This window comes from Pseudomonas sp. 2848 (assembly GCF_003253945.1).
In the GTDB taxonomy this organism is placed as follows: domain Bacteria; phylum Pseudomonadota; class Gammaproteobacteria; order Pseudomonadales; family Pseudomonadaceae; genus Aquipseudomonas.
This window is the reverse complement of record NZ_QKZD01000010.1, coordinates 218071-236975: the sequence shown is the minus strand read 5'-3', so window position 1 is coordinate 236975 and position 18905 is coordinate 218071. Positions and strand designations below refer to the sequence as shown.

At 61.3% G+C, this 18905-nt stretch carries 21 protein-coding genes; 8 read left to right on the top strand and 13 right to left on the bottom strand.

Going from position 1 to position 18905, the window contains the following annotated elements; all coding sequences use genetic code 11:
- Positions 1 to 117 precede the first annotated feature (117 nt).
- Both DFS21_RS20670 and DFS21_RS20665 read right to left on the bottom strand, forming a co-directional pair.
- Positions 118 to 381, bottom strand: coding sequence for a DUF4404 family protein (locus DFS21_RS20670; protein ID WP_031315272.1), 264 nt, complete (start codon positions 379 to 381; stop codon positions 118 to 120).
- Positions 382 to 504: 123 nt separating this feature from the next.
- A complete protein-coding gene (locus DFS21_RS20665) occupies positions 505 to 1056 on the bottom strand; it encodes a phosphonoacetaldehyde phosphonohydrolase-related protein (RefSeq protein ID WP_110698720.1) in 552 nt (183 codons plus the stop codon).
- 330 nt (positions 1057 to 1386) lie between these two features.
- Here DFS21_RS20665 and DFS21_RS20660 point away from each other — a divergent pair, with 330 nt between their 5' ends.
- Entirely contained in the window at positions 1387 to 2094 is a 708-nt protein-coding gene (locus DFS21_RS20660) for a VacJ family lipoprotein (RefSeq protein ID WP_110698718.1), read from the top strand.
- Positions 2095 to 2142: 48 nt separating this feature from the next.
- Here the strand turns inward: DFS21_RS20660 and DFS21_RS20655 are convergent, their stop codons facing one another.
- Complete coding sequence (locus tag DFS21_RS20655) at positions 2143 to 2442, bottom strand: PilZ domain-containing protein (protein ID WP_102684498.1); 300 nt, start codon at positions 2440 to 2442, stop codon at positions 2143 to 2145.
- 269 nt (positions 2443 to 2711) lie between these two features.
- On the opposite strand from DFS21_RS20655, the gene rssB reads away from it, so the two are divergent.
- Positions 2712 to 3896, top strand: coding sequence for a two-component system response regulator RssB (gene rssB, locus DFS21_RS20650; RefSeq protein ID WP_102684499.1), 1185 nt, complete (start codon positions 2712 to 2714; stop codon positions 3894 to 3896).
- A complete protein-coding gene (gene rssC / locus DFS21_RS20645) occupies positions 3893 to 4375 on the top strand; it encodes an anti-sigma factor antagonist RssC (protein WP_023631332.1) in 483 nt (160 codons plus the stop codon). Before rssB ends, rssC begins: the two co-directional genes overlap by 4 nt.
- Before the next feature lie 29 nt (positions 4376 to 4404).
- Here rssC and DFS21_RS20640 read toward each other — a convergent pair whose 3' ends face one another.
- The 6 genes from DFS21_RS20640 to DFS21_RS20615 all read right to left on the bottom strand — a co-directional run bounded on the left by DFS21_RS20640 (position 4405) and on the right by DFS21_RS20615 (position 10187).
- Complete coding sequence (locus DFS21_RS20640) at positions 4405 to 6258, bottom strand: alkaline phosphatase D family protein (RefSeq protein ID WP_111533008.1); 1854 nt, start codon at positions 6256 to 6258, stop codon at positions 4405 to 4407.
- Between the two features lie 191 nt (positions 6259 to 6449).
- Positions 6450 to 7370 carry a transaldolase gene (gene tal, locus DFS21_RS20635; RefSeq protein WP_110698713.1) on the bottom strand — a complete coding sequence of 307 codons (921 nt, stop codon included), beginning with the start codon at positions 7368 to 7370 and terminating at the stop codon, positions 6450 to 6452.
- A 213-nt stretch (positions 7371 to 7583) separates the two neighbouring features.
- Complete coding sequence (dusA, locus tag DFS21_RS20630) at positions 7584 to 8591, bottom strand: tRNA dihydrouridine(20/20a) synthase DusA (protein WP_111533007.1); 1008 nt, start codon at positions 8589 to 8591, stop codon at positions 7584 to 7586.
- Positions 8592 to 8855: 264 nt separating this feature from the next.
- A complete protein-coding gene (locus DFS21_RS20625; protein ID WP_139672224.1) occupies positions 8856 to 9245 on the bottom strand; it encodes a hypothetical protein in 390 nt (129 codons plus the stop codon).
- 288 nt (positions 9246 to 9533) lie between these two features.
- Complete coding sequence (locus DFS21_RS20620; protein ID WP_102684504.1) at positions 9534 to 9803, bottom strand: DUF3077 domain-containing protein; 270 nt, start codon at positions 9801 to 9803, stop codon at positions 9534 to 9536.
- Positions 9804 to 9941: 138 nt separating this feature from the next.
- Entirely contained in the window at positions 9942 to 10187 is a 246-nt protein-coding gene (locus tag DFS21_RS20615; protein ID WP_102684505.1) for a hypothetical protein, read from the bottom strand.
- Between the two features lie 434 nt (positions 10188 to 10621).
- Here DFS21_RS20615 and DFS21_RS20610 point away from each other — a divergent pair, with 434 nt between their 5' ends.
- The gene (locus DFS21_RS20610) at positions 10622 to 11698 is read left to right on the top strand and encodes a hypothetical protein (RefSeq protein WP_111533006.1); all 1077 of its coding nucleotides are present in this window, start codon (positions 10622 to 10624) and stop codon (positions 11696 to 11698) included.
- 8 nt (positions 11699 to 11706) lie between these two features.
- On the opposite strand, the gene DFS21_RS20605 is transcribed toward DFS21_RS20610, so the two are convergent.
- A complete protein-coding gene (locus DFS21_RS20605) occupies positions 11707 to 12771 on the bottom strand; it encodes an FAD-binding oxidoreductase (protein ID WP_111533005.1) in 1065 nt (354 codons plus the stop codon).
- 251 nt (positions 12772 to 13022) lie between these two features.
- On the opposite strand from DFS21_RS20605, the gene DFS21_RS20595 reads away from it, so the two are divergent.
- Both DFS21_RS20595 and DFS21_RS20590 read left to right on the top strand, forming a co-directional pair.
- Positions 13023 to 13826 carry an aminoglycoside phosphotransferase family protein gene (locus DFS21_RS20595; RefSeq protein ID WP_111533014.1) on the top strand — a complete coding sequence of 268 codons (804 nt, stop codon included), beginning with the start codon at positions 13023 to 13025 and terminating at the stop codon, positions 13824 to 13826.
- A gap of 152 nt (positions 13827 to 13978) precedes the next feature.
- The gene (locus tag DFS21_RS20590) at positions 13979 to 14554 is read left to right on the top strand and encodes a hypothetical protein (RefSeq protein WP_111533013.1); all 576 of its coding nucleotides are present in this window, start codon (positions 13979 to 13981) and stop codon (positions 14552 to 14554) included.
- 25 nt (positions 14555 to 14579) lie between these two features.
- Here DFS21_RS20590 and DFS21_RS20585 read toward each other — a convergent pair whose 3' ends face one another.
- The 3 genes from DFS21_RS20585 to DFS21_RS20575 form a co-directional block, all read right to left on the bottom strand.
- Complete coding sequence (locus DFS21_RS20585; RefSeq protein WP_111533003.1) at positions 14580 to 15086, bottom strand: flavin reductase family protein; 507 nt, start codon at positions 15084 to 15086, stop codon at positions 14580 to 14582.
- 85 nt (positions 15087 to 15171) lie between these two features.
- The gene (locus DFS21_RS20580; RefSeq protein ID WP_111533002.1) at positions 15172 to 16206 is read right to left on the bottom strand and encodes a methionine synthase; all 1035 of its coding nucleotides are present in this window, start codon (positions 16204 to 16206) and stop codon (positions 15172 to 15174) included.
- Between the two features lie 26 nt (positions 16207 to 16232).
- Positions 16233 to 17216: a DUF1852 domain-containing protein gene (locus DFS21_RS20575; protein ID WP_110698687.1), complete on the bottom strand. Its 984-nt coding sequence runs from the start codon at positions 17214 to 17216 to the stop codon at positions 16233 to 16235.
- A 189-nt stretch (positions 17217 to 17405) separates the two neighbouring features.
- Between DFS21_RS20575 and DFS21_RS20570 the strand changes: the two genes are divergently transcribed.
- The gene (locus tag DFS21_RS20570) at positions 17406 to 18335 is read left to right on the top strand and encodes a LysR family transcriptional regulator (protein WP_110698685.1); all 930 of its coding nucleotides are present in this window, start codon (positions 17406 to 17408) and stop codon (positions 18333 to 18335) included.
- A 272-nt stretch (positions 18336 to 18607) separates the two neighbouring features.
- Positions 18608 to 18898 (top strand): hypothetical protein, encoded by a 291-nt coding sequence (locus tag DFS21_RS20565; protein WP_110698683.1) that lies wholly within the window; start codon positions 18608 to 18610, stop codon positions 18896 to 18898.
- Positions 18899 to 18905 lie beyond the last annotated feature (7 nt).

Genomic DNA, 18905 nt, shown 5'->3' with positions numbered 1-18905 from the left:
TCTAGGGCACCGCCGGCTTGCAGTCTGCCATCCACCGCTCTCACCCCTTCAGTCTAAGAGCCTTTCAAGACACAAGCCGGCTTGCCGGCGATGGGCTGCAACGCAGCCCCGTTGGGTTCAGATCCCCATGCTGTGCAGCGAGTTGGCAATGCTGCGCAGGGTGGCGGTAAGGTCGGGGTGTTCGGCCTCGAAGCGTTCGATGGCGAGGTTCACGCCGTCGACGAGGTTGTTGTCCGGGGTGGCTTCCTCAAGCTTCAGCTGGGCCTCGATCTGCCTGGCTTCTTCATGCAGGCTGGCCAGCTCCTCTTCCGAAAGCGGCACATTGCGATCCAGTTGCTCGCGCAGGCTATTCAGGCGCTCTTGCAGTTCGCGGGCAGGCATTGTTCTTACTCCATCAATGACTTGGCAAGGCATGGACCTCAGCGAAGCGGCAAAGGTTCGGGCCTGACTTCTAGCGTAATCCACCTGCCGGCGCTTTGCATGACCCGTATCAACGGGGATGTATCAGGGTTTCTCGCCTTTTTGCCGGCGCTGGGCGATATCCGCGAGGCAGGCATCAAGGGATTCGAGGTGGTCGATCACCGAGTGCACACCCAGGCCGAACAGCGCCAGGGTGGCCTTGCCGCGGGCCAGCTCCTGTTCCTGCCGGGTCAGTGCCTGCCATTGCGCCGAGCCTTGATCGCAGGCCGCCAGCCCCACCGTCCACAGGCCGGCGTTGAGCCCCGATTGCAACAGCAGTGGCTCGCCACTGACCAGTACGCAGCCGTCCAGGCGCTGGCTTCGCAGGTTCATCAGCGCCTGCCAGCAGGCGTTGGGGGTCGGCCATTTGCTGCCATTGGCGCAGTGGCCCGGCAGCCAATCGGGCAGCACGCTGCTCAGGCGTTTGCCCAGGGTGGCGCTGAGTTCGTCAAGCCAGATGCACGGCACCTGCTGCGAGCGCAGGCGAAGCAGGGAATCCAGAGCGCCGGGGGCGGGCAGGGGGCCGCCGTCGGTCGCCTGTACCAGGCAGCCGCGCAGGCCGAACAGCACAGCGGTGAAGGCGGGTGCGTCTTGCATGGCAACGTCCCTAAATAACCCGCAGGCTATCCAGCGATTGTTACCGACGGATGACGGCCAGGGTCTGTACGAAATGTGTCTGCGCGAAGGCCAGACAAGGCGAAACGGGGGGAGGAAACGGAGTGTACTGGAGTACATGAGCATTCCGAGCCCCGTTTCAACGCAGTATGGGCGAGTGCAGATACATTTCGTACAGAGCCTACAGTTGTTCACAAATTCTTGACGCTGATATGTAAAACTATCGTTCGGCCAGCAAGCCAGTATACTTGCGCCCTATCGAGCAGCGTGCCAAAGGCCGTTGCCGCCGTGAAATCCGATGGAGAAACATCTATGCGTAGGATCGGTGCCGGAGTGATCGAGCGAGTCACCCAGGCCTGTGTCTGCGCCAGCTTGCTGCTGGCGCCCGTGGCGGCCACCCAGGCGGCCACCGAGGAGGATCCCTGGGAGGCGGTGAACCGGCCGATCTTCCGGTTCAACGATGTCCTCGACACCTATGCCCTCAAGCCGTTGGCCCAGGGTTATCAGTTCGTCACCCCGCAGTTCCTCGAAGATGGCATCCACAACGTCTTCCGCAACCTCGGCGACGTCACCAACCTGGCCAACAACGTGTTGCAGCTCAAGCCCCGTGCGGCGGGCGTCGACACGGCGCGGCTGATCGTCAACACCACCTTCGGCCTGGGCGGCTTCTTCGACGTCGGCACCAAGATGGGCCTGCAGCGCAATGACGAAGACTTCGGCCAGACCCTCGGCTACTGGGGCGTGCCCAGCGGACCGTACGTGGTCATCCCGTTCCTTGGCCCAAGCACCGTGCGTGACGGCCTGGCCAAGTACCCGGACTCCTACACCGAACCCTACCGCTACATCGACCATGTGCCGACGCGCAATTCGATCCTCGCCCTGGATGTGATCGATACCCGCGCCAGCCTGTTGTCGGCGGAGAAGCTGATGCAGGGCGACAAGTACATCTTCCTGCGCAACGCCTACCTGCAGAACCGCGAGTTCAAGGTCAAGGACGGCGAGGTCGAAGACGACTTCTGACACTGCTTACGCAAAAGGCGACCCTCGGGTCGCCTTTTTCGTAACAGTTCAATGCATGGCCAGGATGCGCAAGCCGAAGCGCTGCGCACCGCCTGGCTGGTCGGCGATCCACACCACTTCGGTGCTGGCATGCAGCCCCGCCAGAGCCGTGTGATCGGAGTCGATGCGCACCTCGAGGCGGTCACCCACCTGGAAGCGCTGCGGCGCCTGCACCTGCATGCCGGTGCTGGAGAGGTCGATGCACACAGCGCTGATCACCTGGTCGGCCTGCAGCAGCTGGACCTCGGCATCAATACGCATGCGAATGAAATCACGTTTTTCGCTGTAATCCACGGGGTGCTGGGACATGCTTGCATCCTTTCGTCAGGTTGCGCTGTTCCACATTCTTATAACGCCGGGTGATTTGCCCTGTAAAGTGCAGGGAAGTCTACCTGCCCATGCTTGAAACGCCAGGCGGATGGGAGTACCGTCAGCGCCTTACAGGGCACCTCGCTATTTGCCGGACCAGTCTTCTTGTCCTACAACTCAAGTAGAGAGTGGCTAGAGAGCATTCCAGTAGCCGTCTGTCGGTTCTCCACAGCCGCTACGCCAACCCAAATCTGGCGCCGTTCGCCCACATGCAGAAACCCAGTGCAACGCTGCTGATCATCGATGACGACGAGGTGGTCCGTGCCAGCCTCGCCGCCTATCTGGAAGACAGCGGCTTCAGCGTCCTCCAGGCCGGCAACGGCCAGCAGGGCCTCCAGGTCTTCGAAGCACACCAGCCCGACCTCGTGATCTGCGATCTGCGCATGCCGCAGATGGGTGGCCTTGAACTGATCCGCCGGATCAGCGAGCTCGCGCCGCAGTTACCGGTGATCGTGGTGTCCGGTGCCGGCGTGATGAGCGACGCGGTCGAAGCCTTGCGCCTGGGCGCGGCGGACTACCTGATCAAGCCCCTGGAAGACTTGGCCGTGCTCGAGCACTCGGTGCGCCGCGCGCTCGACCGATCGCGCCTGGTGCTGGAGAACCAGCGCTACCGCGAGAAGCTCGAAGCCGCCAACCGCGAACTGGAGGCCAGCCTGCACCTGCTGCAGGAGGACCAGACCGCCGGGCGCCAGGTGCAGATGAACATGCTGCCGGAAAACCCCTGGGTGGCCGGCGATTTCGCTTTCGAGCACCAGATCATCCCGTCGCTGTACCTGTCGGGGGATTTCGCCGACTACTTCCGCGTGGACGACCGGCGCATTGCCTTCTACCTGGCGGACGTGTCCGGCCATGGTGCCTCGTCGGCGTTCGTCACGGTGCTGCTCAAGTTCATGACCACGCGCTTGCTGTTCGAATTCAAGCGTGGCGGCAAGATGCGTGAGTTCAAGCCTTCGCAGGTGCTCAGCCACATCAACCGCGGCCTGATCAACTGCAAGCTGGGCAAGCATGTGACCATGGTCGGTGGGGTCATCGACGAGGACACCGGCCTGCTCACCTACAGCGTCGGCGGCCACTTGCCGCTGCCGGTGCTGTATACCCCGGGCCAGGCCCGCTACCTTGAAGGCCGCGGCCTGCCGGTGGGGTTGTTCGACGAGGCCAGCTACCAGGACCTGGTGCTGGAACTGCCAGCGCAGTTCAGCCTCACCCTGATGTCCGATGGCATTCTGGACCTTTTGCCCGGGGACACACTCAAAGATAAGGAAGCTGCCTTGCCGGAAATCGTCAAGGCGGCGGGGGGCAGCCTGGAGGGGCTGCGCCAACGATTCGAATTGGCTACGCTTGGGGAGATGCCGGATGATATCGCCCTATTGGTGTTGAGCAGGAACCTTGAATGAGTACTGGTAGAATCCAGTTCGCCGAGCAAAGCGGGACCTTCGTTCTGAAATTTGTCGGTGAAGTGCGCCTGACCCTGTGTTCGGCACTGGATGCGACGATCGAGAAGATCTTCACCGCGCTGAACTTCTCGGCGATCGTCATCGACCTGACCGAAACCGAAAGCATCGACAGCACCACCCTGGGCCTGCTGGCCAAGCTGTCGATCCTGTCCCGGCAAAAGGTCGGCCTGTTGCCGACCGTGGTTACCACCAACCCGGACATCTCCCGGCTGTTGCAGTCCATGGGTTTCGACCAGGTGTTCAACATCGTCGACCGCCCGGTGCCGTGCCCGGAGTGCCTGACCGACCTGCCTTCCCAGGACCAGGACGAGAGCGTGGTGCGCTCCAAGGTGCTGGAGGCGCACAAGATTCTCATGGGCTTGAACGACTCCAACCGCGAGGCGTTCCATGACCTGGTGAGCGCGCTGGAAAGATCCTGATCCCATCGCGGGCTTGCCCCACGATGGCTTCAGTCCTTGATGAACGCCGTAGCCGGCGAACCGTCGGCATTCAACTGATACACCCGCGCCGGCCGCCCCTGGTCATCGAAGAATACCTGCCCCAGCCCCGCGCTGTTCCACAGCCGTTCCCCGGCCTTGCTGCGGCTGGGCGTACGCGGCACCACTTCCATCTGCCGACGCTTGGTGAACCAGTTGAGTGGCGAGCGCGGCGAATACAGCCAGCGGTTGAGCCGGTCGAGCACATCCAGCAGGCGCCGGGGGAACTCGTTCTTGATCCCGCTGCTGGTCACCTGCCACAAGTGCGGGCTGCCCTGGCGATGGCGGATCAGCACTTCGTAGACGAATGAGTAGTGCACATCGCCCGACAGCACCACGTAATGCCCCGGCGTGCGCGAGTGGCGGAAGATATTGAGTACCACCTGCGCCGCGCCGCGGTGCGCCATCCAGTTCTCGGCATCGACCAGCAATGGGTAGCCCAGGGCGCTGAACACCCGTTGCACAGTCTCGATCAGCTTGACCCCGAAGATCGGTGCCGGCGACACGATGATCGCCGAGGGGTGATCGAGCAGCGCCTGCTGCAGCTCACTCAGCGCCTCCCAGTCGAGCAGGCCCGAAGGCTTGGCCAGGTTGCGCTCGCTGCGCCAGCGCCGGGTGCGGGTGTCCAGCACCAGCAGCGGCGGGTTGCTCGGCAGCGCGTATTGCCAGTCCTGGAAACGCAGCAGTTCGCCGATCAGTTCATCCCGCGCCTCGTGCATCTGGCAGCATTGCCGGACCAGCGCCGCGCAGCCGTCCGGGTCGTTGCCCCAGCCCTGGCACAGCAGGTAGCCGAGCAGGGCGTTGCCGATGATCCGCCGCGAAAACGGATGGCCGTAGGCGGTCTGTTCCCACTGCGCCGACAGGTTCCAGTCATCGGTGATGTCGTGGTCGTCGAAGATCATCAGGCAGGGCAGGTGGGCCATGACCCGTGCCACCTGGCCTAGGCCGTCGCGAAAGGCCTCGATCAGCGGCAGCTCGCGGCGGTAGCGGGCCTGGCGCTTGTCGGTGAGGCCGGGTGGCATCTGCATGCCCACCAGCGACCAGGGCAGCGGCGACCAGACCAGCAGGTACATGGCCATGACTTCGGCGAAGGTCACCAGGTGGTTGTCGGCGTTGCTGGAGGAGAAGATCGGCTTGCGCTTGCCGCCGAAGAAGCGTTCACGCAGGGTCTCGTTGCCTTCCTGGGCCGGCAGCAGGTCGGCGCGGTGGTAATAGCAGGCCGGGTGCCGGTAGAGCGCGGCGCCGCTGTCGACCAGGGCGCCGTCCAGTGCCTCGTCGAACAGCCCCAGGCGCTCGATCAACCCGTGGATGGCACGCAGCATGGGGCCGGCGACATCGTCGGCATAGACCTGGTCGCCGCTCATCAACAGTACGGCGGGGCGCTCCTCGGGGCGCGGGCCGGTGGCCAGCAGGCGGTCGGCGCACAGCAGGCCGTCGGCGGCCGGGTGATGAGGCTTGCGGCAGGAGCCGTGGAGCACTTGGTCGAGGCGCTGGCGTAGCACGAAGCTAGGGCGGCTGGCGCCGGGGTAGAGCAGGTGTGGTGCCCAGTCGGCGATGCTTTGGCCGTTGGCCAGGCGCAGGTCGTATTCGAGGGCCACGTCGCTGGGGAGCGGCTGATCGAAGTGGATGTCCAGCAGGTGTATGAAGGCGTGGGTACCGACCGGGATCATCTCGCAGTGCACAGTGGCGCCGATGCCGGCCTGATCCAGGAGAAATTCGGCTTGCAGCGGTTGCGAGCCGACCAGCCAGATGGCCAGGCGTTGGGGTTCCAGGCGACGGAGGATGGGGCCGGCGAGGACAAGAGGGAGTGAAGCGGTGGCGGGCATGGATGGCTCAGGTTCGTGTGATGCTGATGGCCCTATCGCGGGGTAAGCCCGCTCCCACAGGGAATGCGTTATTTTCATCGGGGGAGCGGGCTTGCCCCGCGATGGCGTCATCGGCCACCCCAACGAAAAACGGGCGGGAAATGCTCTGCATTAACCGCCCGTCGATCAAGCCGAAGATGTATCAGGCTTTGTCAGCCAGCCATCAGCGCTTCCAGCTTCTCCTGGTCGCGGGCGAACTGGCGGATGCCTTCGGCCAGCTTCTCGGTGGCCATGGCGTCCTCGTTCATTGCCCAGCGGAACTGGCTCTCGTTCAACTGCTGCTTGGCCTCGCCGGCATTGCCCGGCTTGAGGATACGCGGCAGATCGCCTTGGTCGTCCGACAGCTGCTGCAGCAGCTCGGGGCTGATGGTCAGGCGATCGCAGCCGGCCAGTTGCTCGATCTGGCCGATATTGCGGAAGCTCGCGCCCATGACCACGGTGTTGTAGCCGTTGGTCTTGTAGTAGTCGTAGATGCGCGTGACCGATACCACGCCCGGGTCCTCGGCGCCGACGTATTCCTTGCCGGTGCTCTTCTTGTACCAGTCGTAGATGCGCCCCACGAACGGCGAGATCAGGAACACCCCGGCGTCGGCGCAGGCCTGGGCCTGGGCGAAGGAGAACAGCAGGGTCAGGTTGGTCTGGATGCCTTCCTTCTCCAGCTTCTCGGCGGCGCGGATGCCTTCCCAGGTGGAGGCCAGCTTGATCAGCACGCGGTCTTTCGGCACACCGGCTGCTTCATACAGCTCGATCAGCTGACGGGCTTTTTTCAGCAGCGCCGGCTCGTCGAACGACAGCCGCGCGTCCACCTCGGTGGAGATCCGCCCCGGAATGACCTTGAGAATACCCGAGCCCACCGAAACCGCGAACTTGTCGCAGGCCAAGTCGACATTGCCCTTGGCGTCGGCCTTGACCTGCTTGAGCAGGTCGGCGTAGCCCGGGATGGCCGCCGCCTTGAGCAGCAGCGACGGGTTGGTGGTGGCGTCGACCGGCTTGAGGCGGGTGATGGCGTCCAGGTCGCCGGTATCGGCGACCACGGTGGTGAACTGCTTGAGTTGTTCCAGCTTGGAGGTCATGGGCGTGCTCTGTCCTGTGCAATGACTCGACATTACCCGAGCCCCGACAGCCACTCAAGGCCCGTCGCAGGCATATCGGGAAAGCCTTCGCAGGCAACGCGATCCTTCAGTCGGCGCGTGCTTGCCCGCATTAGGCTGCAAAGCAGCCCCGGCTCACGCCGGGCCTGCAGCAAAAGGCATTGCCTTCGAGTGCCAACCCCGCCGCAGGTTCCCTCAGCGCCCCTGCAACAGCTCGGCGGCCTGGTCCAGCACCTTCAGCGGCTCGCTGGCCTTGTGAATGTCCGCCGACAGCAACTGGCGGAAGCGCCGCGCCCCCGGGAAGCCCTGGCCCAGCCCGAGGATATGCCGGGTGATGTGGTGCATCGCGCCGCCGCCTTGCATATGCGCGACGATGTACGGGCGCAGCTTTTCAATAGCCTCGGCCCGGCTGACCACCGGCGCCGTGCTGCCGAACAACTGCTGGTCGACCTCGGCCAGCAGGTACGGGTTGTGGTACGCCTCGCGCCCCAGCATCACGCCGTCGAAGGTCTGCAGGTGGGTGCGGCATTCGTCGAGGGTCTTGATGCCGCCATTGAGCACCATTTCCAGGTCCGCGAAGTCGGCCTTCAACTGCGCCGCCACGTCGTAGCGCAGCGGTGGGATCTCGCGGTTTTCCTTGGGCGACAGCCCTTCAAGGATGGCGATGCGCGCATGCACGGTGAAGCTGCGGCACCCGGCGTCGCGCACCTGGCCGATGAAGTCGCACAGCTCGGCGTAGCTGTCGCGGCCGTTGATGCCGATGCGGTGCTTGACCGTGACCGGAATGCTGACCGCGTCCTGCATGGCCTTGACGCAATCGGCCACCAGCGCCGGGTGGCCCATCAGGCAGGCGCCGATCATGTTGTTCTGCACCCGGTCGCTGGGGCAGCCGACGTTGAGGTTGACCTCGTCGTAGCCGGCGTCCTCGGCCAGGCGCGCGCAGGCGGCCAGGTCCGCCGGCACGCTGCCGCCCAGTTGCAAGGCCAGCGGGTGCTCGGAGTCGTCATGGCGCAGGAAACGCTGGGCGTCGTTGTGCAGCAGGGCGCCGGTGGTGACCATTTCGGTGTAGAGCAGGGCGTGCTGGGAGAGCAGGCGCAGGAAGAAGCGACAGTGTCTATCAGTCCAGTCCATCATCGGCGCCACGGAGAAGCGGCGGGATGGCTCGGGGCGTGGGGCAGTGGGGGTAGCGGCTTGAGAATGCATAGGTGTGGGGCACGAACTCAGCGAAGCCAGACGGCGGGGGGGGGGCGCTGGCAGGCAATGTGAAGAATGAATGGTTGCCAGTTTACCAAGCGTGGCGGGATTCGTCCGGTATGATCGGTGATCAAGTGCTGGCCGGTTTGAAGGTGAGCAAGCATCATCCACGTGAGAGCGGGCCTGCCCCGCGAATGCGCCAGGCCATGGCTGAAGCTCTGACGCATCGTCCCGATGCTGTTTGCATCGGGGTATGGGAAGATCTGCTGGCTTTCAGCCCAGGCGTGGGCGCGTGCAGAATTGTCTGAGGAAGTTTTGATTGTGGGACAAGTGGTCACCGTAATAGGAGACCACATCACCAATAACCATGAACGGTGTAAAGCCCTCGTAGCCGCCTTCCGCCCCGCGGAAGTTCACATAGCCACAAACGCCTTCGTACTGTTTACCGCTGGCGTAGGCTGCCTTGAATTTGTACAGCGTTTCGAACTTCGCCGAATCCGGGTCGGCAATATGCTTGAGCAGCTTCTGTTTGGCATCGGCCATTTCAGCTTTGCTTGCAGCGGCATGTTCGACGGTGGGAGGGGTTGGGGGCGCTGGCGGCTCGGGGAGCATGCAGCCAGCAAGCGAGAGCGTAAGCCCGGTTATCGAGAGTGCTTTGAGCATTTTCCAATTCCTTTTGGCTGCCGCTCCAGCCAGACCTGAGGCGGTAGATAACCTTGCCTCAAGCAGTGCGCTGGAGGCGGGTTCATGAACTAACGCGTTTTGCGCTGTACGTCGCTGAGCGCGGGTGCAGTGTAGTCCAAGAGTTATCCCAGTGCGTCGCACCGGGCTTGCCTGCCAGCGATGGCGCCGACTTGAGGTCGGCGCGGTTGGGTGGGAGCCGGTTTGCCGAACGATCCTTGGTGGTGCCCCACATCCTGGCTTATGGCACCGACCGGATAGTCGTTTTTCCTAGCGACTCATCCCCAACTCCGCATCGTCCATCAATGCCTTGGCCAACGCGCTCAGGTAATACGACGCCCAGAGCAGTTGGGGCTTTTCCTCCATGATGCCGGTGATGGTCAGGTCGCGTACGCAGCCCATCAATTCCGAAGCCTGGTCCCGCGCATGCTGGCAAGGGATCCCGGGTTCGATGCAGAACAGCGGGTCGGTCTGGCCTTCGCCCTGGTAGAACTTGGTCTTGCCCACGGTGGTGTGGGGCGGGGTGGTATCTGTGGTCATCGTTGAATCTCCCTGAAGGGTTCTGCTGCCTGGCCTGGCGCTATCGCGGGGCAAGCCCGCTCCCACGTCGGGACGCAATGGCGTGGGAGCGGGCTTGCCCCGCGATGACGTCAGCTCAGGCGCCACATGCCTTGTGATCTAGTGCAACGTACGCGGTTGAGCGTTCGGCATTTGCACCTGAATCAATGCCGACTCAAGCAGCACGCGCAGTGCCTCCATCTCATGCATGGAGGCCAGCATCAGAATCGAGGCGGGTGCCTTGGGCTGCAGCAGAACAGCCTGATGCGCCACGCTCTGCGCGCACAGGGCGTACTCGGTGGCCTGGATAAGGGTGTCTTCGAGAGAGTGGTGGTTGTGGGGTGGGTCGGGGACGATCTTCAACATTACGATTTTTCTCAATAATGCGTCCACCTGCCTGCTGTCAAACAGAAGGGTGGCAGCTGTACGTGGGTTGACAGACCGGCGAAAATCGTAAAATTCCGGCGCACGCAAGCGTGCCCGCACGTACAGCCGCCATAAAAGGCAAGCTATACACGATTTTTCGTCACAGCCTGTCAAAGCTGTGTCGTTGATGTGCAACGACAGGCCGAGACTAGAGCGCCCACAGAGCAGCTGCAACGGAAAACAGGCGGTAGCAGTATGTTTGGGAAATGGACTACAAGGAAGGGGTAAAATCTGATTGTTGATGATCTACATCGACGCTTTTCGGGAACAGGGTGTGGGGACAGGCGTCGCCTAAAACAAACCGATCAGCATTGATAGCCGGTGCATTGCCCTGGGTCATACATTGATGGCTAGGTTAAACCAAGGAGTTACCTATGCTGATCAATGGTTATCAGAGCTTCCAGTACCTGCCCAGCCAAATCAGCGAGCAGACTTATTCAGGTACCGTTGGTGAGGCGCAGGTGAGCGTGGTCACTACCTCGCCAGAGGCCAATCGGTTGGCCAAGCGAATTGAATATAGTGCAGGTAAGAGTTTGCTCCACTACCTGAATATATCCACGACCCAGCCGCTGAAGGACTTGCTCCAATGGTTGGCCAGTTTTCTCGGCCGAAGCGCAGCGGCCCCGGGCGCGGCGGAGGATCTACACCCGCAACACGCCGAACCGACCGGCACCGCAGCGCCTTTTCGCCGAAGTTTCGGCAATGGCTTCAAGACCGCGCTCGATGCAGTAAGCCTGCTCGCTACTGCCTCCAAAGTTGATCACAAACGCTTCGATGTAACGCTGAAAGCCGAGCAGATTAATAGCTTGCAAGGTGCCATTGTCGAGGGGCGTGCAAATTTCAAAGAAATTGAGATGATGGTGGAAACCCACGGGGACTTGCAATGTGTGCGAACCCTCGCGTTGAGCTTGACTCATGATGCTGACTCCCATCAGCCTTCAATCAAGGCAGCGCTGGCGAACTTGGCCAGCCAGCGTCCAAATACAAGCATTTTTCTAGGTGGACTGGTGGCATTCATACACGAACAGGAAAGCCGTTGGTTCGAAAAAGCCAGTAACTCCAAGGTGGTGATGGATGCTGAAGCGCAGAGTTGCTTCATTATCGAAGGGTTTCAGGAGCATATAAATAAATTGAGTGCTGACGAGGCACACAAGATTCTTGAGCAACTAGAAGGTCATTTCGGTCAGCGGGCACATGAGGTTGTGGGGGCGGCTATCATGCTAGTGGGAGAGGCCGATGATGACAATGAGCTACTGTGCCGTCTGGTCCGCGCTGAGGTCGTGGCTGACAAGCTGATAAGTTTGCTTCGAGCGAAACTTGATATGCCCGATATTAATATGCAGTTCAAAGTTACTGGTGATCTTAGCATCACGGATCGTAGCACCAACCTCAACCAGTTTAACCCACTGGAGTTGGCCGCATTAGTGAGCCTAGGTATCAAGTTGCAATAGGCCCCACTTCACCGGTCAAATCGACCAAGCCTGCACGGCGCCAAATCGGGCGATGGCGTGTCACTGGTGATTTCCATGCTCACGAGGCGGCCTACGGTAGCGGCCAGCGTGACACCAGGATGCATGACACAAACGTAAACGCCGCTGATACCCGGCAGATAACCAACTAGCGGTGCACCATCGCTGGGTATTGGCCTGAAACCCACGCACGCCTTTTCCACGTCGAGTGAAACGGCGCCATGCAACTCTGCTCTGATGGCCTCGGCGGTTCTCAGTGCAATCGCGCCTGGTTGGTTATCTGCGGCATCGTCCAGATAATCCTCTGCCGCCAACAGGCTGCCGTCATCAGCATGCCGTACCTCCATGGTTGCGTTGGAAAGGATCCCTCGGACAAGGTGGGGCGGCGAGTGGTAGCGGATATAGATGGCAGGAGAGGCTTCCAGTGGAAGTGGGTAGCCCAACAAGTCCGTCAATAGCGTGGTACCCGTTCCCGCCGCAAGTACCACCAGGTCCGCATCGATTACCCCGTGGGTGGTTTTCAAACCTGAGACTTTATCTGCGCTACCCGTGAACCCTTCCACCTGTGTCTGCTCCAGCAACCTGGCGCCTCGGGCTTGAGCGCCTTTGATCAAGGCCCGGGTTGCCGCTACTGCGTTCAGCGCGCCTTCCTCTGGAGCATGGTTGGCCTGGGCAGGAGGGTGTTTCAGATTAGGTTCCAGGGTGAGGATCTGAGCTCGGGATACCGTTGAGATCCCTGTAGCCGTGGCAGGGGGGGCCGGTACTTCCTGGAGACCATAGGTTAGCGAACCGGTCCATTGAATGTGTAGGTCTGGCAGCTGCGCTTCGAGGCGACGATAGTCCGATACGGCTGCGGCCCGCAGTGCGGCGACAGGGTCTGCGTCACTGCAGGCGGAATTGATCCATGCAAAGGAAGTGGAGGTCACACCAGACGCTACATGGCCAGCCTCCACGATGGTCACCTGCACGCCTTGGCAGGAAAGGTGGTAGGCAACGGAGGCCCCCACGATACCTGCCCCCACCACAACCACATTCAGTCCCGGGATATTTTTCATCGTGCTCCGTCACTGACTCGGGACTATGTTTCACTGGCCGTACCTGGCAACCCTAGGCTCTGTACGAAATGTATCTGCACTCGCCCATACTGCGTTGAAACGGGGCTCGGAATGCTCATGTACTCCAGTACACTCCGCTTCCTCCCCCCGTTTCGCCTTGTCTGGCCTTCGCGCAGACACATTTCGTACAGACCCTAGGTCCACAGGAGCAAACGGCATATTAAATGGAAAGCGTGAGTACCAGCGAGCCTATGTTTGATCGATACCTGAAGCAGTGGGGGCTGACCATCGATGGGGAGGCTTTCGTTTCACTCAATGGCAATCTATTGCCCGTTCGCCAAGGCGATACACCGGCGATGCTGAAAGTCTCGCAGGCGCCGGAAGAGCAGGCCGGCAGCCAGCTGATGGCCTGGTGGGCAGGCGAAGGTGCAGCCCCTGTGCTGGCCCATGCCGGCGAGGCATTGCTGATGAAGCGGGCGCAAGGTTCGGCGTCACTTGCACAGATGGTCGCAGATGGCAGGGATGACGAGGCCACGCGCATTCTCTGTGCCGTGGCGGCGCGCCTGCATGCGCCACGTTGCAAGCCTGTGCCTGCACTGGTTCCGCTGGAGCAATGGTTCGCCGCGCTGTGGAGCGCAGCGGCAGCTCACGCCGGGGTTCTTGCGCACTGTGCAGCGGCTGCAAGGGCGTTGTTGGCGGCTCCCCGCGACGTGGGAGTGCTGCACGGCGACATTCATCACGGCAATGTGCTTGATTTCGACGAGGCGGGATGGCTCGCCATCGATCCCAAGGGGCTGCACGGTGAACGGGGCTTCGACTATGCCAATATTTTATGCAACCCAGACGAGGCGAGTGCGCTGGCACCTGGATGCTTTGCGCGCCGGATAGCGCTGATCTCGGACGCTTCCGGTATTGATCGTCGCAGGCTTCTGCAATGGGTGCTTGCATGGACTGGGTTGTCGGTGACCTGGATGCTCGAAGACGGTATCGAGCCAGGCGGTCGGCTCGAGTTGGCGAGGCTCGCAGCGTCGGCGCTTGATATCGGCGCCTGTTGATAGCCGGCCAGGAGGCGTAGATGCCTTGCAAGCGCCAGGCAATAGCTAATTGGAGCTATGGGCTTGGCTATGCGCGGGTTGCTATGCTGCTGTCGATCTGGACACAGGGATTGGCCGGCGTCGAATGGCGCTGCCACTACACGGAGGTGCACATGCAGATCACATTGCCGCTGAGTGTCAGCGACTGGAAATACAAGACTGCCAGCGGGGGTGGGTTGACGGTGATGTTTGCCGCCGCCAACGGTGGCTTGTTGACCCTGACCGATCCCAACCAGGCCGAGCAGCAGTTTCGCTATGGCTCGCTCGGGGTCGGTGTTGGCGTAGGCGCACGCTTGCCGCGGGTAGGCAAGATCAACTTGCTGGTGGCGGGCAAGAGCGTGGGTGCGGTCGGCGCCAATGAAGACTTCCCGGCGGTCGGCACGGTGCTGGTGGCCGAATCGGTCGCGGCCCGGGGCCTGGTGCGCGACGACTTCAAGGGCGGGTGCGTGTTCCTCGAAGGCGGGCTGGGCCTGGTTGGCGGTGGCAGCGGCTCGGGCGTGCTGTTCGGCCTGGATCCCAAGCTATTGGTCCTGGGTACCGCCGCGATTGGTGGCGGCGGCGCGTTCCTGCCGCAGGAAACCTTGCCGCGCCTGCTGCGCTCGGCCAAGGGCGTGATCTTCTCCGCCGGGTTCAACATCGGCGTGCAGGCGGGCGGTGGCCTGGCGTTGACCATGGGTGGGCTGTTCTGATGGCCATGGCTTGTTGGCGATAGCGTCAGGCGCTCGTCGCACCCTGCGCCGCGAGGTTGCAATACTGCCCCTTGAAATACAGCAAAGGCTGCGAGGACGTGGTTTGCTGCAGGTTCAACGCCTTCACTTCACCGATGACGATCAGGTGATCGCCCGCGGCGTGTTCAGCGTGAATCTCGCAATCGATCCAGTGCAGGCTACCGGTAATGATCGGATTGCCCAGCGGTGACGGTTGCCATTGCACCTTGTGCCACTTGTCCGTGCCGCGCCGCGCGAACTGGTTGGAAATCTCGATCTGCTCACCCGCCAGGATGTTGACCGCGAAGCGACCGGCCTGGCGAATCCTGGGGTAGCTGGCCGAACTGGCCATCACGCTGAATGACACCAGTGGCGGGTTCATCGACACGCTGTAGAACGACTGGCAAGTGAAGCCGATCGGCTCGTCATCGGTGTGCGATGTAATGACCGTGATACCGGAGGCGTAGTGCCCGAGCGCTTCGCGAAAGCTCGATGGCTCGATAGGGAGTGACATAGTAGGTCCTGGGTGTGGGTGCCGCTCGAAGGTGTGGGAAGGCCCGCATCTGTCCGGGCCTTCGCCTGTTACCTCCGACCTGGGCTCAGCGCTGGTTTGCCAGTTCTCTGCGAACAATCTCCGCGCCCACGCTCAACGCATTGAGCTTGCCTCTTGCCACCTGGCGCGGCAGGGGCGCCATCCCGCAGTTGGTGCAAGGGTAGAGCTTGTCGGCGTCGACGAACTGCAGGGCCTTGCGCAGGGTATTGGCAACTTCCTCGGGGGTTTCAATGGCGTGGTTGGCGACATCGATGGCGCCAACCATCACTTTCTTGCCACGGATAAGCTCGATCAGGTCCATCGGCACGTGGGAGTTGTGGCACTCCAGCGAGACGATATCGATGCTGGATTTCTGCAGCTTGGGGAAGGCTTCTTCGTATTGGCGCCATTCCGAGCCGAGGGTCTTTTTCCAGTCGGTGTTGGCCTTGATGCCGTAGCCGTAGCAAATGTGCACGGCGGTTTCGCACTTGAGCCCTTCGATGGCGCGCTCCAGGGTGGCCACGCCCCAGTCATTGACCTCGTCGAAGAACACGTTGAAGGCGGGTTCGTCGAACTGGATGATGTCGACACCCGCCGCTTCGAGTTCGCGGGCTTCCTGGTTGAGGATCTTGGCGAATTCCCAGGCCAGTTTTTCGCGGCTTTTGTAGTGGGCGTCATACAGTGTGTCAATCATCGTCATGGGGCCTGGCAACGCCCACTTGATGGGTTGCGAGGTTTGCTGACGCAAGAACCTGGCGTCATCGACGAACACAGGCTTGCGGCGCGCAACAGCGCCTACGACCGTCGGCACGCTCGCATCGTAGCGATCGCGGATTCTGACCGTCTCGCGCTTCTCGAAATCGACACCGTCGAGGTGTTCGATGAAGGTCGTGACGAAATGCTGACGTGTCTGTTCGCCATCGCTGACGATATCGATACCGGCGTGCTGTTGCTCTTGCAAGGACAAGCGCAGCGCGTCTTGCTTGCCCTCGACCAGTTCATCACCCTCCAGCTTCCAGGGCGACCAGAGCTTCTCAGGTTCAGCGAGCCAGGCGGGTTTGGGCAGGCTGCCGGCAGTGGAGGTGGGTAACAGCTTTTTCATACTGGAAAACCTTGTGTCTTGTTGAGTCAAAGCGCGCAACGGGCGGACCACTGCTCGAGGATCGCCTGGTAGGGCTTGATGAAATGCTCTTGCGCAAACTTCCCCTGTTCGACAGCCAGCCGGCTGCGCTCTTCGCGGTCGTAAACGATGCGCGTCAGCGAGTAGTCCTGGTGGTGCAAGCTGGGCTGGTAGGTTTTGCCGGCGGCGGAGTTCGCGTTGTAGATTTCAGGCCGGTAGATTTTCTGGAAGGTGTCCATCGTGCTGATGGTGCTGATCAGTTCCAGGTTGGTGTAGTCGCCCAGCAAATCGCCGGCAAAATAGAACGCCAGCGGCGCGGCACTGTTGGGCGGCATGAAGTAGCGCACCTTCAAACCCATCTTCTTGAAGTACTCATCGGTCAGCGAGTATTCAGCCTGCAGGTATTCCACGCCCAGGACCGGGTGCTGGTTTTCCGTGCGGTGATAAACCTTGCTGCTCGAGACGCTCAGGCAGATGACGGGGGGCTTGCTGAAATGCTCCTTGTAGGCGCTCGAACTCACGAAGCACTTGAACAGTTTTCCGTGCAGGTCTCCGAAATCTTCGGGTGTGCTGAAGGTTTGCCGGTCCTTGTTATGCCCCTGCAACAGCACGCTGAAATCGTAATCGCGCACGTACGAGGAAAAATTATTGCCGACCATGCCGTCGATACGCTCGTTGGTTTGTCGATCGACCACCGTCGTTTTCAATATTTCAATCAAGGGCAGGGCAGGGGCAGTGCCCGAGAGGCCGATATCCATTTCCACTGAAATGATGTCGAGCTCGACCGTGTAGCGGTCGCCTTTGGGGTTATCCCAGTGCGCCAAGGCATTGAAGCGGTTGTCGATCATCCTCAAGGTATTGCGCAGATTCTCCTGGCGGCTCTTGCCCCTGGCCAGGTTGGCAAAGTTGGTGGTGGTGCGGGTCTTGTCCGAAGGCTGGTAGTGCTCATCGAAACAAATACGCTTGAGGGTGAATGCAATCTCGTTATTCATGGTGGTCGTGTGCCCTGATGTCTGAAGCGAGGCAAGAAAGGCCAGGGTTGAGATGCATGGCTGCCGCCAAGACGCACGCGCCATGCCAGGCTGCCTTTCTCGCTTACGCAAAATCGATGGGGGGATTGTCAAAGATCAAGGTGTCATGAGACAAACTCATTTTTTTTGCATACAAGTGTAGTTTTTCTCATGATCGATCTGAGGCACCTGCGCACCATCCATGCCTTGCGCGAAACCGACAGCCTGTACGAAGCCGCCGAGCGGCTGCACCTGACCCAGTCGGCGCTGTCGCACCAGTTCCGTGAGCTGGAAGACCGGATTGGCATGCCGCTGTTCGTGCGCAAGTCCAAGCCGGTGCGCTTTACCAGCGCCGGTCTCAAGCTGCTGGAACTGGCCGAGCAGGTGCTGCCGCAGATCCGCGCCACCGAGCGGGACCTGGGCAAGCTGGCGGGCGGTACGGCCGGGCGGCTACACATCGCGATCGAGTGCCACAGCTGCTATCAATGGCTGATGCCGTCGGTGGACGAATTTCGCGGTGCCTGGCCGGAGGTCGAGCTGGACCTGGCGTCGGGGTTTTCATTCGCGCCACTGCCGGCGTTGGAGCGGGGCGATCTGGACCTGGTGGTGACGTCCGACCCGGTAAAGTTGCCGGGGATCACCTACGTGCCACTGTTCGGCTATGAGGCACTGCTGGCCATCGATAATCATCACGCCTTGTGTGCAAAGCCGTACCTCGAGCCCGCCGATATTGGTAGCCAGACGCTGATCACCTACCCGATCGAGCGCAACAGGCTGGACATCTTCACCCGCTTCCTTGACCCGGCCGACGTCGAGCCGGCGCAAGTACGCACCTCGGAGCTGACGATCATGATGATGCAACTGGTGGCCAGCGGCCGCGGTGTGTGCTGCCTGCCAAACTGGGCCGTGCATGAATACAGCTCGCGTGGATACGTGACCACCAAGCGCCTGGGAGAGAAGGGGCTGCAGGCAAAACTGTATGCGGCGGTCCGCAGCGACATGCTCGAAGTGCCTTATGTCAGCGACTTCCTGCTCACGGCAAAGGATATGTCCTTCGCGACGCTGGAAGGCGTCAATGCTGTTTCCGGGATCGCCGTTTGACAGCCAGCCCTAGCTATCGCAGTGCATTAACTGGCAATCGAGGCGCACGGATCAGCGGGCCATCATCGAGTCGGCAAGGATCGTGCGAAACACGCTGTATTTCCCCGAAAGCGCCGGTTACATATCCAGGCCACACACTTTCGCGCCCGCGGCCATAGTTCATGCCCAGGTTTCATCGGTGTGTGACAGCGCCGTTGGTCGGCTGAGTCGAAGCGCAAGCTGGATTTGGCTGGAAAAATGTACGATGATTTTCGTAATGCCAGGGAGGGGTCATGCCAAAAGGCTTCAAGGCAGCCAGGAGCGCGGTGATTGCCGCGCTCGAATCCGGGAGGTACCTGCATGCAGCGCGGGGCGATATCGAGGTAAAGAACCTGTTGGCCCTTGGCGCGGTCAGTGCGGGCGATGTCATCGATGTCATCCGTGCTTGCAATGGCACTCACTACAGCTGCAGCCCACACCATGCCGTGCCAGCCATCGAAGTCCATGTGCTCAGGCGCTCCGGCTGGTACATCAAGTTCTATTTCATCGAGCCGCAGACGTGGTTCATCAGTGTTCACCAATGAGTAACCC